The 13,338-nt window shown below is 72.3% G+C and carries 15 protein-coding genes and 1 tRNA gene; 10 read left to right on the forward strand and 6 right to left on the reverse strand.

Translation table 11 applies throughout. The features are described 5' to 3' along the window. Window positions 1-61 precede the first annotated feature (61 nt). Window positions 62-1,102 carry a uroporphyrinogen decarboxylase gene (hemE, locus tag KUV85_RS16970; RefSeq protein WP_425299372.1) on the forward strand — a complete coding sequence of 347 codons (1,041 nt, stop codon included), beginning with the start codon at window positions 62-64 and terminating at the stop codon, window positions 1,100-1,102. A gap of 117 nt (window positions 1,103-1,219) precedes the next feature. On the opposite strand, the gene KUV85_RS16975 is transcribed toward hemE, so the two are convergent. After that, window positions 1,220-2,026, reverse strand: coding sequence for an NYN domain-containing protein (locus tag KUV85_RS16975; RefSeq protein WP_219961067.1), 807 nt, complete (start codon window positions 2,024-2,026; stop codon window positions 1,220-1,222). Between the two features lie 55 nt (window positions 2,027-2,081). Here KUV85_RS16975 and KUV85_RS16980 point away from each other — a divergent pair, with 55 nt between their 5' ends. Then, window positions 2,082-3,383 carry an ABC transporter substrate-binding protein gene (locus tag KUV85_RS16980; protein WP_219961068.1) on the forward strand — a complete coding sequence of 434 codons (1,302 nt, stop codon included), beginning with the start codon at window positions 2,082-2,084 and terminating at the stop codon, window positions 3,381-3,383. 10 nt (window positions 3,384-3,393) lie between these two features. Here KUV85_RS16980 and KUV85_RS16985 read toward each other — a convergent pair whose 3' ends face one another. Beyond that, a complete protein-coding gene (locus tag KUV85_RS16985; protein WP_219961069.1) occupies window positions 3,394-4,377 on the reverse strand; it encodes a DUF4349 domain-containing protein in 984 nt (327 codons plus the stop codon). Window positions 4,378-4,392: 15 nt separating this feature from the next. Here KUV85_RS16985 and KUV85_RS16990 point away from each other — a divergent pair, with 15 nt between their 5' ends. From KUV85_RS16990 to KUV85_RS17025, 8 genes are all read left to right on the forward strand, one after another. Continuing rightward, window positions 4,393-5,748: a protoporphyrinogen/coproporphyrinogen oxidase gene (locus KUV85_RS16990; protein ID WP_219961070.1), complete on the forward strand. Its 1,356-nt coding sequence runs from the start codon at window positions 4,393-4,395 to the stop codon at window positions 5,746-5,748. Beyond that, the gene (gene hemQ / locus KUV85_RS16995) at window positions 5,745-6,488 is read left to right on the forward strand and encodes a hydrogen peroxide-dependent heme synthase (protein WP_219961071.1); all 744 of its coding nucleotides are present in this window, start codon (window positions 5,745-5,747) and stop codon (window positions 6,486-6,488) included. Before KUV85_RS16990 ends, hemQ begins: the two co-directional genes overlap by 4 nt. Window positions 6,489-6,522: 34 nt before the next feature. Continuing rightward, a complete protein-coding gene (locus KUV85_RS17000) occupies window positions 6,523-7,284 on the forward strand; it encodes a hypothetical protein (protein ID WP_219961072.1) in 762 nt (253 codons plus the stop codon). 88 nt (window positions 7,285-7,372) lie between these two features. Beyond that, window positions 7,373-8,026 (forward strand): hypothetical protein, encoded by a 654-nt coding sequence (locus KUV85_RS17005; RefSeq protein ID WP_219961073.1) that lies wholly within the window; start codon window positions 7,373-7,375, stop codon window positions 8,024-8,026. 23 nt (window positions 8,027-8,049) lie between these two features. Further along, window positions 8,050-8,451, forward strand: a complete 402-nt coding sequence (gene msrB / locus KUV85_RS17010; protein WP_219961074.1) for a peptide-methionine (R)-S-oxide reductase MsrB — start codon at window positions 8,050-8,052, stop codon at window positions 8,449-8,451. 22 nt (window positions 8,452-8,473) lie between these two features. Then, on the forward strand, window positions 8,474-9,553 hold the full coding sequence (locus KUV85_RS17015; protein WP_219961075.1) for a DNA polymerase domain-containing protein: 1,080 nt from the start codon (window positions 8,474-8,476) through the stop codon (window positions 9,551-9,553). A 10-nt stretch (window positions 9,554-9,563) separates the two neighbouring features. Continuing rightward, window positions 9,564-10,058 carry a GNAT family N-acetyltransferase gene (locus KUV85_RS17020; protein ID WP_219961076.1) on the forward strand — a complete coding sequence of 165 codons (495 nt, stop codon included), beginning with the start codon at window positions 9,564-9,566 and terminating at the stop codon, window positions 10,056-10,058. Next, window positions 10,055-10,615, forward strand: coding sequence for a DUF664 domain-containing protein (locus tag KUV85_RS17025; RefSeq protein ID WP_219961077.1), 561 nt, complete (start codon window positions 10,055-10,057; stop codon window positions 10,613-10,615). Before KUV85_RS17020 ends, KUV85_RS17025 begins: the two co-directional genes overlap by 4 nt. Before the next feature lie 5 nt (window positions 10,616-10,620). Here the strand turns inward: KUV85_RS17025 and KUV85_RS17030 are convergent, their stop codons facing one another. The 4 genes from KUV85_RS17030 to pdxY form a co-directional block, all read right to left on the reverse strand. Next, complete coding sequence (locus KUV85_RS17030) at window positions 10,621-11,133, reverse strand: hypothetical protein (protein WP_219961078.1); 513 nt, start codon at window positions 11,131-11,133, stop codon at window positions 10,621-10,623. Window positions 11,134-11,142: 9 nt separating this feature from the next. Further along, complete coding sequence (locus tag KUV85_RS17035; protein ID WP_219961079.1) at window positions 11,143-12,246, reverse strand: ATP-dependent DNA ligase; 1,104 nt, start codon at window positions 12,244-12,246, stop codon at window positions 11,143-11,145. Window positions 12,247-12,274: 28 nt separating this feature from the next. Then, window positions 12,275-12,350: transfer RNA gene (locus KUV85_RS17040), tRNA-Thr, on the reverse strand. Between the two features lie 32 nt (window positions 12,351-12,382). Continuing rightward, window positions 12,383-13,246, reverse strand: a complete 864-nt coding sequence (pdxY, locus tag KUV85_RS17045) for a pyridoxal kinase PdxY (RefSeq protein ID WP_219961080.1) — start codon at window positions 13,244-13,246, stop codon at window positions 12,383-12,385. Window positions 13,247-13,338 lie beyond the last annotated feature (92 nt).

A 13,338-nucleotide genomic window follows, 5' to 3' on the forward strand; every position in this document is an offset into this window, starting at 1 on the left:
GACCCCACCCTAGGCCGAAATCGTCGGGACCGATGTGCGCACACGCCGCTGACCTGCGACGATGCGGGGCGTGAGCGACCCCCGTCAGAGCGTCTTCGTCAAGGCGGCCCGCGGCGAGGCCGTGTCCCACACCCCGGTCTGGTTCATGCGCCAGGCCGGCCGGTCGCTGCCGGAGTACCTCCGGCTGCGGGAGGGCGTCGCGATGCTCGACGCCTGCCAGGACGCGGAACTGATCACCGAGATCACCCTGCAGCCGGTGCGTCGCTACGGCGTCGACGCCGCGATCTTCTTCTCCGACATCGTCCTCCCGCTGAAGGCGGTCGGTGTCGACCTCGACATCAAGCCGGGCGTGGGCCCGGTCGTCGCCGAGCCGGTGCGGACGCTGGCCGACGTGGCGGCGATCCCGGACCTCACCGCCGACCACGTCCCCTTCATCACCGAGGCGGTGCGGTCGCTGACCGCCGAGCTGGGCGGCACCCCGCTGATCGGCTTCGCCGGCGCCCCGTTCACCGTCGCCTCCTACCTGGTCGAGGGCGGTCCGTCGAAGGACCACGCACGCACCAAGGCGATGATGTTCGGCGCCCCCGACGTCTGGGACGCGCTGATGCGCAAGATCGCCGGCATCGCCTCGGCGTTCCTGCAGGTGCAGGTGGCCGCCGGCGCCAGCGCCGTCCAGCTCTTCGACTCCTGGGCCGGCGCGCTCACGCCCGCCGACTACGCCACGCACGTGATGCCGCACTCGGCGCGGGTGCTCGCGGAGGTGGGGCACCTCGGCGTACCCCGCATCCACTTCGGCGTGGGCACCGCCAACCTGCTGGACCTGATGGGTGAGGCCGGTGCCGACGTGGTCGGCGTCGACTGGCGTACGCCGCTCTCCCGCGCGATCGCGTCCGTCGGCGACCGCGCGGTGCAGGGCAACCTGGACCCGACGCTGGTCTTCGCGCCGACCGAGGTGATGACGCAGCGGGCCGCCGAGATCCTCGAGGCCGGCCGCGAGGCTCGCGGCCACGTGTTCAACCTCGGCCACGGGGTCATCCCCGCCACCGACCCCGACCAGCTGGCGCGGCTGACCGAGTTCGTCCAGTCCTACCGCTGGGACTGAGCTCCGATCGGTGCCGAGTCGGCGTGAACTCGGCGCCCGATGTGCGGCGCGCGGCCGGAGGGGGCCGAGTTCACGCCGACTCGGCGCGGTCGTGAGCCGAGTTGGCGCCGACTCGACCTACTGGCGGGACCGGGCGCCGTCCTTCGCGGCGGACTTCGTCGCCTTCTTCGTCGCCTTGGCGGCGCCCTTGGCCGCGGCCTTCTTGCTGGCCTTCTTCGCGGGGCGCTGGGAGCGCAGCCGGACCCGCGCGGGCTTGCCGTCCTCGTGCTCCACGTCGAGGAAGTCCTGGTCCTGCACCAGCGAGATCAGCTTGGGGTAGCCGTAATTGCGCGAGTCGAAGTTGGCGCTCGCCGAGTTGAGGTACTGCCCGACCGACCCCAGGTGCGCCCAGTGGTCGTCGCCCGCGCGGCTGTTGACGGCGCGGGTGAGCAGCCGCCGCAGGTCCGGCAGTGCCGGCGCCTCGTCGGAGGAGCCCTCCTCCTCGCCCTCACCGAGCACCTCGAGGTAGATGAACTTGTCGCACGCCGCCACCAGCGACTGCGGCGTCTTGCGCAGCCCCAGCCCGTAGACGGTCTTGCCGGAGCGGCGCAGCCGGATCGCGAGCCCGGTGAAGTCGCTGTCGCTGGAGACCAGCGCGAAGGCGTCGAGGTTGTCGGAGTAGAGCAGGTCCATCGCGTCGATGATGAGCGCGGAGTCGGTCGCGTTCTTGCCCGTCGTGTAGGAGAACTGCTGGATCGGCTCGATGGCGTGGTTGCTCAGCTCCGGCTTCCAGCCGCCCAGCTGCGGGGTCGTCCAGTCGCCGTACGCGCGCTTGACGGTGGTGACGCCGTACGCCGCCAGCTCGTCGAGCAGGGCACTCACGTGCTTGGCGGAGGTGTTGTCGGCGTCGATGAGCACGGCCAGGCGGGTGGTCTCGGGAGACATGGCCCCATGATCCTCCATCGATCACCGCGGTGGGCGACGTGGGACACTTCGGCGCGTGACCCGAACCTCCCCAGCTGCCCGGCTCGGCGCGGCGTTGGTGGCCCTCGTGCTGGCCGCGGGCCTCGCGGCCTGCAGCAGCGACGAGGAGGCACCGGACCCGCTGACCTTCTGGTCGGTGACGATGGCGCCGCACCCGGTCGACGACGAGCGCATCCTCGACCGCACGCTGAGCGAGTTCACCGAGGCGACCGGCGTCGAGGTCGAGGTGGAGGTCATCGACTGGCTCGACCTCTATCCCCGCATCGAGGTGGCGCTGTCCTCCGGCGAGGGCCCGGACGTGCTCACGATCGGCAACACCTGGTCGGTCCCCCTCTCGGCCGCCGGGGCGTTGATGCCCTGGGACGACGAGGCGCTGTCGGCCATCGGCGGGCCCGAGCGGTTCCGTCCCACCGCGCTGGACGCCAGCGGCCCCGAGGGCGGCCCGCCCACCTCGGTGCCCTACCTGGGCCAGTCCTACGGGCTCTACTACGACCGTGAGGCGTTCGAGGAGGCCGGCGTCGCCGGTCCGCCCACCACGTGGGAGGAGTTCGTCGGCGTCGCGCGGCAGCTGACCGACCGGCAGCGCTGGGGCGTCGCGCTCGCCGGCGCCGAGTGGACCTCCAACGCCCACCTCGCGTTCCTGCTCAGCGCCCAGAACGGTGGCGCCCTCTTCGACAAGAAGGGCGCGCCGAGCTTCGACACCGATCCGGTGCGCCGTGCGGTCGGCTCGATGGTGGCGTGGATGGGCAGTGACGGGATCCTCGACCCCGAGCTCGCCGGCGCCGACCGGGTCCGCGACCTCGCGGCGTCGCTGGTCGACGGCGAGGTGGCGATGATCATCGCCACCTCCGGCATGCGCAGCAACCTCGCCGACCTCGAGTACGACGACTACGGCGTCGCGCCGCTCCCGACCAGCGTCCCCGCCAACGAGGAGGACCGCCCGGTGCGCAGCATCGTCGGCGGCACCAACCTGGCGCTGTGGTCGCAGACCGACCAGCGCGACGAGGCGCTGCAGCTGGTGGAGCACCTCACCACCACCGACACCCAGCGCGAGCTCAACCAGGCGTTCGGCACCCTGCCGGTGGTGCCAGAGCTCGACGGCGACCCCGCCTTCGAGGACGAGCGGCTGCAGACCTTCCTCTCGGTCTACCGCGACGCGTCGGCGCCGATGCCGGCCCATCCGGACGAGGGCCGCATGGAGGCGGTCCTCGGCCAGACCATCGGCACCCTGTGGGAGCGGGCGGCTGAGGGACCGCTGGCCCCGACCGACGTGCAGACGGCCCTCGCCGAGGCCGAGCAGGCCATGGCCACGCCTTGACCCAGCCGACTCAGTCGGCCGCATCCGCGGTCACCGCCGCCGGCCGGCGCCGGCCACGGACCCACCAGCCGGCGCCGGCGAGCAGGGCGCCCAGCGCCAGCCAGGGCAGCAGGAAGCCCAGCACGGCCGCCGTACCACTCGCCGCGGCGACGAAGCTGTCCCAGCCGTTGGTCAGCCCGCCGAGGAAGCCGGCTCGCTCGGTCTCGTCCTCCTCCGGCTCCTCGCTGCGCTCCAGGTGGACGGTGAGGGTCGCCAGGTCGGTCTGGTCGGCCAGCCACTCCTGCTGGGACTTCAGCGAGTCCAGCTCGCCCTGGCGGCGGGAGAGCTCCTGCTCGATCGACATCACGGTGCGCAGGTCCTCGGCCTCGGCCAGCAGGGCCTCGATGCGCCGGACGCTCTTGTCCTGCGCTCGGATGCGGGCGGCGACGTCGATCACCTGGGTGGTGACGTCCTCCTCGCCGTAGGTCGACGACGTCAGGGTCGCCACCTCCTCCAGCGCGGCCGTCGCGTCGGCGAACTCCTCGCTGGGGATCCGCAGCACCATCCGCGCGGTCGCCAGGGCGCCGTCCTCGCCGGTGGTGGTCTCCTCCTGGCTGACGGTGCCGCCGTGGGTGTCGAGCACCTTCTGCACCTCGAACCGCGCCGCCGCGACGTCGTCGCTCTCGAGTGAGACCGTGCCCGTCGCGATGACCGACCGCTGCTGCGGGTCGCTGGGCTCGGCGGCCTTGCCGCTGGCCGCGGACTGGTCGGCGCTGCCGGCCGCGTCCTCGACGGCGCCGTCCTGCAGCGCACGGGCGTCGCCGTCCTCGGCGGGAGCCTCGGCGCGTTCGACCGCGGGCGCGGCCGCTTGATCGGCCGAGTCCGCGCCGCCGCACCCGGCGGTGAGGAGTACGCCGGCCGCGAGGGTGACGAGGAGGAGGTGACGGGGACGGTGGTGGGTCTGCATGCCGGTGGGACGCGGCAGGACGTCGATCGGTTCCCCCAGGTGCGGCACCCCTACGCTGGGACGGTGCGTGGACAGCGGGTCATCGTGGTCGGGGGCGGCATCGCCGGCCTCACCGCCGCGCACGACCTCGTGGCCGCCGGAGCCGAGGTGCTGCTGCTCGAGGCCACCGACCGCGTCGGCGGCAAGCTGCGCCGCGCCGAGGTCGCCGGCGTCACCGTCGACGTCGGCGCCGAGGCGATGCTCAACCGCCGCCCCGAGGGCGTCGACCTCGCGCAGTCCCTGGGCCTCACGGTGGTGCACCCCACGGACGCGACCTCACGGCTGTGGACCCGCGACGCACTGCGGCCGCTGCCCCGGTCGCTGATGGGGGCGCCGCTCGACCTGGCCCAGCTCGCCGACAGCGGCGTGCTGTCCGAGGCCGGCCTCGCCCGCGCCCGCGAGGAACCCACGCTGCCCGCCACCGACGTCGACGGCGACGTCTCGGTCGGCGAACTGGTCGACCGACGCTTCGGCGAGGAAGTCACCGACCGACTCGTCGAACCCCTCCTGGGCGGCGTGTACGCCGGCCGCGCCCGCGCCATCTCCGTCCGCGCCGCGATCCCCGCACTCGCCGACCTGGCAGCGCGCGGCTCGATCGTCGAGCACGGCCCCGCGCCCGCTCCCGGTGCGCCGGTCTTCGCCGGCCTCCCCGGGGGGATGTGGCGCCTCGCCGAGGTCCTCGCGGCCGCGGTGACCGCCGGGGGCGGGGAGGTCCGCACCGGCGCGACGGTGCGGGAGCTGCGGCGTACGACGACCGGCTTCGACGTGGGCGGCGAGCGCGCCGACGCCGTGGTCGTGGCGACCCCGGCCGTAGCGGCCGCCCGGCTGCTCGGCGAGGTGGCCCCGGCAGCGGCGGGCGAGCTCGGCGGCATCGACCACGCCTCCAGCGCCCTGGTCACGCTCGCCTTCCGCACCGCCGACGCCGCCGCACTGGACCCCACGGCGTCCGGCTTCCTCGTGCCCGCGGTCGACGGCCGCCGCATCAAGGCCGCGACCTACTCCTTCGCCAAGTGGGACTGGGTGCGGGAGGCCGCAGGGGACCTCGTCGTGCTCCGCACCTCGCTGGGCCGCATCGGTGAGGAGCAGTCCCTGCAGGTGCCCGACGCGGACCTCGTCGCCGCCTCGCTGGCCGACCTGCGTGCGGCGACCGGTCTCGACGCGGTGCCGGTCGACGCGGTGGTCCAGCGCTGGGGTGGCGGTCTGCCGCAGTACGCCGTCGGCCACCTGGACCGTGTCGCGCGCATCCGGGAGGCCGTCGCGGCCGTGCCGGGGCTCGCGGTGTGCGGAGCGGCGTACGACGGCGTCGGCGTCCCGGCCTGCATCGGCTCGGCGCACCGGGCCGTCGGCGAGCTCGGCGCCCTCGGCACAATGGGCGCATGAGCGACCCCCAGGCCGACATCAAGTCCAACGCCGCGAAGATCAACGAGCTCAACGCGACGCAGCGCTTCACGATGTGGTCGGTGTTCCGGCTCGAGGTGCCGCTCGGCGAGGCCGTCCACGCGATCCGCAGCCCGGGCAACCGCAAGAAGGAGGCCAAGGAGGTCGAGAAGCTCTTCGCCGCCCTGGCCCAGGAGGACGTCGTCGTCCGTGGCGTGTACGACGTCGCCGGCCTCCGCGCCGACGCCGACGTGATGATCTGGTGGCACGCAGAGACCTCGGACGCCCTGCAGGCGGCGTACCACCGCTTCCGACAGACGGTGTTCGGCGCCCGCCTCGCGCCGGTGTGGTCGCAGATGGCGTTGCACCGCCCGGCGGAGTTCAACCGCAGCCACCTGCCGGCGTTCCTGGCCGACGAGCAGGCGAAGAAGTACGTCGCCGTCTACCCGTTCGTGCGCTCCTACGAGTGGTACCTCCTCGAGGACGGCGAGCGCCGGCGGCTGCTCGCCGAGCACGGCCAGATGGCGCGCGACTACCCCGACGTGCGGGCCAACACCGTGCCCAGCTTCGCGCTCGGCGACTACGAGTGGATGCTGGCCTTCGAGTGCGACGACCTCACCCGGATCGTGGACCTGATGCGCCACCTGCGTGGCTCGGAGACCCGCCGCCACGTCCGCGAGGAGGTGCCCTTCTACACCGGCACCCGCCTCGAGGTCGCCGAGCTCGTCTCCCGCCTTCCCTGAGCAGACAACGGCGTTGACGCGTACGGTGGCGCCCGTGCTCCACCGGACCCGGCTGACCCTGCCCCTGCTCATCGCCGTATTGGCACTGTCCGGATGCGGTGCCGTGTCATCGCAGCGTGCTGCCAATTCGACGTACGAGACGCTCGACGCCGATTCGTTCGCCTCCGCGTTGGCCGATGCGATGGCGCCGGAGGGCTCGGTCCGCGTCTCGGGCCACCTTGCCGGTGACACCATGCACGGGGCATACCGGTTCGGCGACGCAGAGACCGGGGCGATACGCATGTCGATCAGCGGCGAGGAGCCGTTCGAGATGATCGTGGTCGATCGGACGCTCTACAGCCGCGACTTCCGGGAGACCGCGTGGTCGCGCTACTCGCCGCACGTCTTCGACCAGGTCCTCGGCTCCGTGGGTGGCCTCACCCCCACGGCCATGACCTCCGTCCTGGAAGACGGAGCCGAGCAGGTCGACCACCTCGGTTGGGAGCACACCAACGGGCGCGTGCTGCACCGCTACCGGGTTGAGGTCGCCCGCGAGGTGATCGCGGATCGCTCCGGGCTCCGCGTCGATGAGGTCCCCGACCTGACCTACTGGTACTGGCTCGACCGCTCCGACCTGATGCACAAGATGACTGCCGAGGTGGAGAGTCAGCAGCTCCTCGAGATCGACTACCACGGCTGGGGCGAGCCCGTGGCGATCAAGGCCCCGCCGGCCGAGAAGGTCCGCGACGTCGTGGGTCCCGACAACGGCCAACCGGTGCGCCACCAGCCCACTGCGCCGTACGTCGCCGCATCCTGAGGCGTCCGGGAACGTGGCGTGCCCGAGAACTCGAGGCGTCGCCAGAGTGCCGACGGAACCGTCCGATGAACTCGCACGTCGCAGGAGCATGCGATTCGTCCTCATCGCCCTGTTGCTCGGTACGACGGCCTGCGGGTCGGGTGGATCCGGTCGGTCCGGTGTCGATCCGGCGGAGCCGGCGAACGTGATGCCCTCCGGCATCCCCGCGGCCGACGGGCCGGTCCGCACCAGGGGCCTGGCCACGGTGATCGACGAGGGTGAGGGCCCGGAGCTGTGTCTCGGCGCAGTGGCGGCCTCGCACCCGCCGCGCTGTGGCGGCCCGGCGATCGTCGACTGGGACTGGTCCGAGCACACCGTCCACCAGCAGTCGCGTGGCGTGCGCTGGGGCTCCTTCGCGGTCACCGGCACCTTCGACGGCGAGTCCGTCACGGTGACCGATGCGGTGCCGGCCGCGTTGTACGACCCCATGGCCCCCGGACCCGGGGAGGACCCCGAGTGCGGGAGCGAGCCGTGTCCCTCGCTGACCGACGACGAGCTGCGGGAGATCCGGCAGCGTCTCGGCGACCTGCCCGGGATGCAGACGGTGGAAGGCAATCGCGCGCCGGTGACGGTCACGGTCGTCCACGACGACGGGAGCCTGCAGGAGTGGGCCGACGCGGAGTACGGCGAGGGTGCGGTCCGCGTCGTCTCCCTGCTGGTGCCCTCCGATGCGAGCCCGGGCTCGGGTCCGCCCCTGGGCTGACAGCGCCCCGGTATCGTGGGGGCATGGCTTACGACGTCGAGAAGACCGACGAGGAGTGGCGCTCGCAGCTCAGTGCCGAGGAGTACGCCGTGCTCCGGCAGGCGGGCACCGAACGTGCCTTCACCGGCGAGTACACCGACACCGAGACCACCGGTGTCTACCGCTGCAAGGCCTGTCAGGCCAAGCTGTTCGAGTCCGACACCAAGTTCCACTCCGGCTGCGGCTGGCCCAGCTTCTACCAGCCCATCAGCGACACAGTGGAGTACCTCGAGGACAACTCGGCCGGCATGCAGCGCACCGAGGTCCGCTGCGCCAACTGCGGCTCCCACCTCGGCCACGTCTTCCCCGACGGCTACGGCACCCCGACCGGTGACCGCTACTGCATCAACTCCATCAGCATGACGCTGGAGCCCGCCGACGGCTGAGGCCATGCCCTAGTGTCGACGCATGGCCACGAGTGCGCCGGCGTACGTGACAGCGGGGGAGCGTGAGGTCCGGGTCTCCAGCCCGGACCGCGTGATCTACGAGGCGACCGACGCCACGCCCGAGGTCACCAAGCTGATGGTGGCCGAGTACGTCGCCGCCGTCGACGACGGGCTGATGCGCGCCCTGCGGGACCGGCCCACCGCCCTCGAGCGGTGGCCCTCCGGCGTGCGCGAGGGGTTCCGGCTCGCCACGGGGCCGCAGGACTCGAAGGCCGACGCGTTCTACCAGAAGCGGGTGCCCAAGGGCGCTCCGGACTACCTGAAGCAGGTGCAGGTCACCTTCCCCTCGGGGCGCAGGGCCGAGGAGATCTGCCCGACCGAGATCGCGGTGCCCGTGTGGTGCGCCCACATGGGGACGCTGACCTTCCACCCCTGGCCGGTGCGTCGCGGTGACGTCGACCGGCCCGACGAGCTGCGGCTCGACCTCGACCCCCAGCCCGGCACGCACTTCACCGACGCCGCCCGCGTGGCCGACGTCGCCCGCGAGCTGCTCGAGGAACTCGGCCTGCGCCCGTGGGTGAAGACCTCGGGCAACCGCGGCATCCACGTCTACGTGCGGATCCGGCCCGAGTGGGAGTTCCTCGACGTGCGGCACGCCGCCATCGGTTTCGGCCGCGAGCTCGCCCGCCGCGACGGCCAGGTGACCGTCGACTGGTGGAAGGAGGAGCGCGGTGAGCGGATCTTCGTGGACTACAACCAGAACTGCCGCGACCGGACCATCGCCTCGGCGTACTCGCTGCGGCCGCTGCCGGGGGCGCCCGTCTCGACACCGCTGACGTGGGCCGAGCTGGCCGACGTACGCGACCCGCGTGAGTTCAACCTGTTCACGGTGCCCGATCGCATCGCCGACGGCGACCCGTGGGCCGGCATCGACGACGAGGCGTCCTCGATCCAGCCGCTGCTCGACCTCTACGAGGAGCTGCCCGGCGGGGAGATGCCGTTCCCGCCCGACCACCCCAAGATGCCCGGTGAGCCGCCCCGGGTGCAGCCCAGCAAGAAGGTCGCGGAGCACTGGGACGAGCAGGGCAACCGGATCGAATGAGGCCGCGCCCGTGATCGAGCTGCCCGAGCCACCCGTGCTCACCGAGCCCACGGTGCGCGTCCAGACCTCCTACCTGGTCGGCGAGCAGGCCGACATGCGCCACCGGGGCGCTGACGCCACCTGGCTGCGCGAGGCCAGCCGCGACTTCGCGGCGTACGTCGCCACCCGCGTCGGCGTGCAGGAGCGGTGGGGCGTGCCGTCGGAGCTGTTCTGGTTCACCTCGGGCGAGTACTACCTCGGCTCGCTGGTCATCCGCCACCGGCTCACCGAGGACGAGGGTGGCGGCCACGTCGGCTACCACGTCGTGCAGCCCTGGCAGGGCCAGGGACATGCCACCGCGATGCTCGGCCAGGCGCTGCCACGGTGCCGCGACCTCGGCATCGACCCGGTGCTGCTGACCGTCGCGCCCGACAACGCCGCGTCGATGGCCGTCGTCGGCCACCACGACGGCGTCCCCGACGGGCTCAACCACGAGGGTGAGCTGCGGTTCTGGATCACCCCGTGAGCGAGGACCAGCGCAGGGCGACGGAACCGACCGAGCCGGCCAAGGGCCGGGCCGCGGGTGCCGAGCGCTGGGCCGACTACCTCGACTGGCTACGGGAGTCGATGGTCGTCGGTGTCCTCGCCCTCACCGACGAGCAGCGGCGTACCAGCCGGGTGCCGTCGGGGTGGACGCCGCTGGAGCTGCTCAGCCACGTGCTCCACATGGAGCAGCGGTGGTTCGTGTGGGGCTTCCTCGGCGAGGACGTGCCCGACCCGTGGGGCGACTGGAACGTCGACGAGCCCTGGCTGGGCGATAACTCCGACGAGACCCGGCCCGCGGCGCGGTGGGTCGTCGCACCGTCGGTCACCGCCGAGGACCTCGCGGCGCGGCTGCGCTCGGTCGGCACCCGCACCCGCGGGGTGCTGCGCGACCACCCGCTGTCGGCGACCGCCTCACCCGGCGGCCGGTTCGGCGACGAGCCGCCGACGCTGGAGTGGATCTGCTTCCACGTGGTCGCCGAGTACGCACGCCATGCCGGGCACCTCGACATCGTGGTCGAGCTCGCCGCGACCGACTGACCGGATCACCCCTCGTCGGGCACCTCGTCCTGCTCGTGCTCGAGCAGGTGCAGCACGGGTACGTCGAGCTTGCGGCGGGCTCGGGAGGACCAGTCGACGTGGAAGAACTCCGCCACCAGGTGGGGCCGGGTCAGGATGATGACCTCCCGGCAGTCGGCCTCCTGGACCTTGTCGACCAGGGCGTCGACCGGGTGCTCGGTGATGACGGCCTTGCTCGCCACCGACCCGCCGGCCCCCTCGAGGGCCGTCACCGTCGCGGCGAGGTCGTGGTCGGCGGCCTCCTGGTACTCCCGGCGCAGCTCGGCGAGCTCGTCCGGGGAGGGCGTGACCGGGGTGGCCAGCAGGTCGGCGCCGCCGAGCGCGCCGAGCGAGGCCTCGACCGACGCCGCGGCGTCGGTCATCGGCATCAGCACGTGGTAGACGACCTCGTCGTCGAGGTCCTCGTGCAGGGACGCGACGAGCTGCGCGTCGTTGGCGACCAGTGCCTGTTCGACCAGGAGGACGACGTCGTACTTCATAGCTCCAGTCTAGGCCCGAGGCGCCTCCCCGCCGAGGACCTCGGCGAGGTCGTAGCGCACCGGCTGCTCGAGCTGGTCGTAGCCGCACGACTCCGGGTCGCGGTCGGGCCGCCACCGCTTGAAGTGCGCGGTGTGGCGGAAGCGGCTGCCCTCCATCGCGTCGTACTTCACCTCCAGCACGCGCTCGGGGCGCAGCGGCGTGAAGCTGAGGTCCTTGCCCTGGCTCCAGCGGCTGCCGGTGCCGGGCTGCCGGCCCGGGTTGGCGATGAGGAACTCCTGCCACTGGCCCCACGGGTGCTCCTCGATGGGGCAGGCCAGCGCCTGCATCTCCTCCCACAGCTCCGCACGGCGCTGCTCGGTGAAGCTCGCCGCGACGCCCACGTGCTGCAGCTGCCCGTCGGCGTAGAGCCCCAGTAGCAGACTGCCCAGCAGCGGCCGCTCGGGCGTGCTGGTCTTGTGCTCGCGCATGCCCGCCACCACCACGTCCGCGGTCCGCTCGTGCTTGATCTTGAGCATCGTCCGCTTGTTCGGTTCGTACGCCGCCCCGAGCGGCTTGGCGATCACGCCGTCCAGTCCTGCCCCCTCGAACTCGTGGAACCACCGCTGCGCGGTCTCCGGGTCGGTGCTGACCCGGGTGAGGTGGCAGGGTCCCCCGGCGGGCAGGTCCGCGAGCGCGTCGGCCAACGCCGCGCGCCGCTCGGCGAAGGGCCGGTCGAGCAGTGAGTCCTCGCCCAGCGCCAGCGCGTCGAAGGCCACGAAGCCCGCCGGGGTCTCCTCGGCGAGCTTGTTGATACGGCTCTCGGCGGGGTGGATGCGCTCCTGGAGCACCTCGAACTGCAGCCGCGGGCCGATCGCGACGAACACCTCCCCGTCCAGCACGCAGCGGTCGGGGAGCTGCTCGCGCATCGCGGCGACCAGCTCGGGGAAGTAGCGCGTCAGCGGCTTGGTGTTGCGGCTCGCGAGCTCGACCTCGTCGCCGTCCTTGAACACCAGGCAGCGGAAGCCGTCCCACTTCGGCTCGAAGGAGAGGCCGTCGTACTTCGCGGGGTCCGGCACGCCCTTGACGGCCTTGGCGAGCATCGGCTTGACCGGCGGCATCACGGGGAGGTCCACGAGTCCCGACCCTAGACCGTGGTGGTCGTGGAGCCGCGTGTCGGAATCGAACCGACGACATTCGACTTACAAGGTCGACACTCTGCCAACTGAGTTAACGCGGCGCGTGCCGCCCAGCGGCACCGCGCCATCGTAGTCAGCGCAGTCGCGTGGCCCCGAATCGCTCCGGCGGGGCGGCGATCGCGTCCTGTGCGGCGATGAGCCGTAGCTCCCGGTGGCCCGAGTCGAGCGTCTCCTGCAGCACCGCCAGCACCGAGGACACCGTGCGCGACAGGGCGAGTGCGGGGGAGTCGGTGGTGCGCAGGTGGGCGGTGAAGAGGGCCGCGGTGAGGTCGCCGGAGCCGTTGGCCTTCAGCGGCAGGCGCGGCGTGGTGACCAGCCAGGCCTCGTCCGCGGTCACCACGATCATCTCGATGGTGTCGGGCTCGGCGTCGCTGCGGTCGACCGAGGTGACCAGCACCGTGCTGGGACCCATCGCGCGGGCGCGGTCGGCGGCGGTGAGGATCGCCTCGACCGATGCGGGCTCCTCCAGCTCGTCGTGGCCGGTGAGGAAGCCGAGCTCGAACTGGTTGGGCGTGATGATGTCGGCCACCGGCACGACGTGCTCGCGGATCAGCGGCGGGATGGCGGGGTCGACGAAGCAGCCCGACCGGGCATTGCCCATCACCGGGTCACAGGTGTAGGTCGCCGCGGGGTTGGCGTCCTTGACCCGGCGCACGGCCTCCACGATCACCTCGGCGATCTGCGGCGAGCCCTGGTAGCCCGAGAGCACCGCGTCGCAGTGGGGGAGTGCGTCGCGGTCGGCGATGCCGGCGATGACCTCCCGGACGTCGGCCGCGGCGAGCACCGGACCGCGCCAGGCGCCGTACCCGGTGTGGTTGGAGAAGTTGACCGTGTGGACCGGCCACACCTCGTGGCCCAGTCGCTGCAGCGGGAAGACCGCGGCGGAGTTGCCCACGTGGCCGTACGCGACGGCGGACTGGATGGAGAGGAACTGCATCCGGCCATTGTGACAAGCCCGGACGGCGGGAGCCCACACAGTGTGAATGAAACGCTTTCGCGTTCTGGTGACACCTGTACGCCGTCACTAGA

It is taken from the genome of Nocardioides panacisoli, assembly GCF_019448235.1.
Lineage (GTDB): Bacteria > Actinomycetota > Actinomycetes > Propionibacteriales > Nocardioidaceae > Nocardioides > Nocardioides panacisoli_A.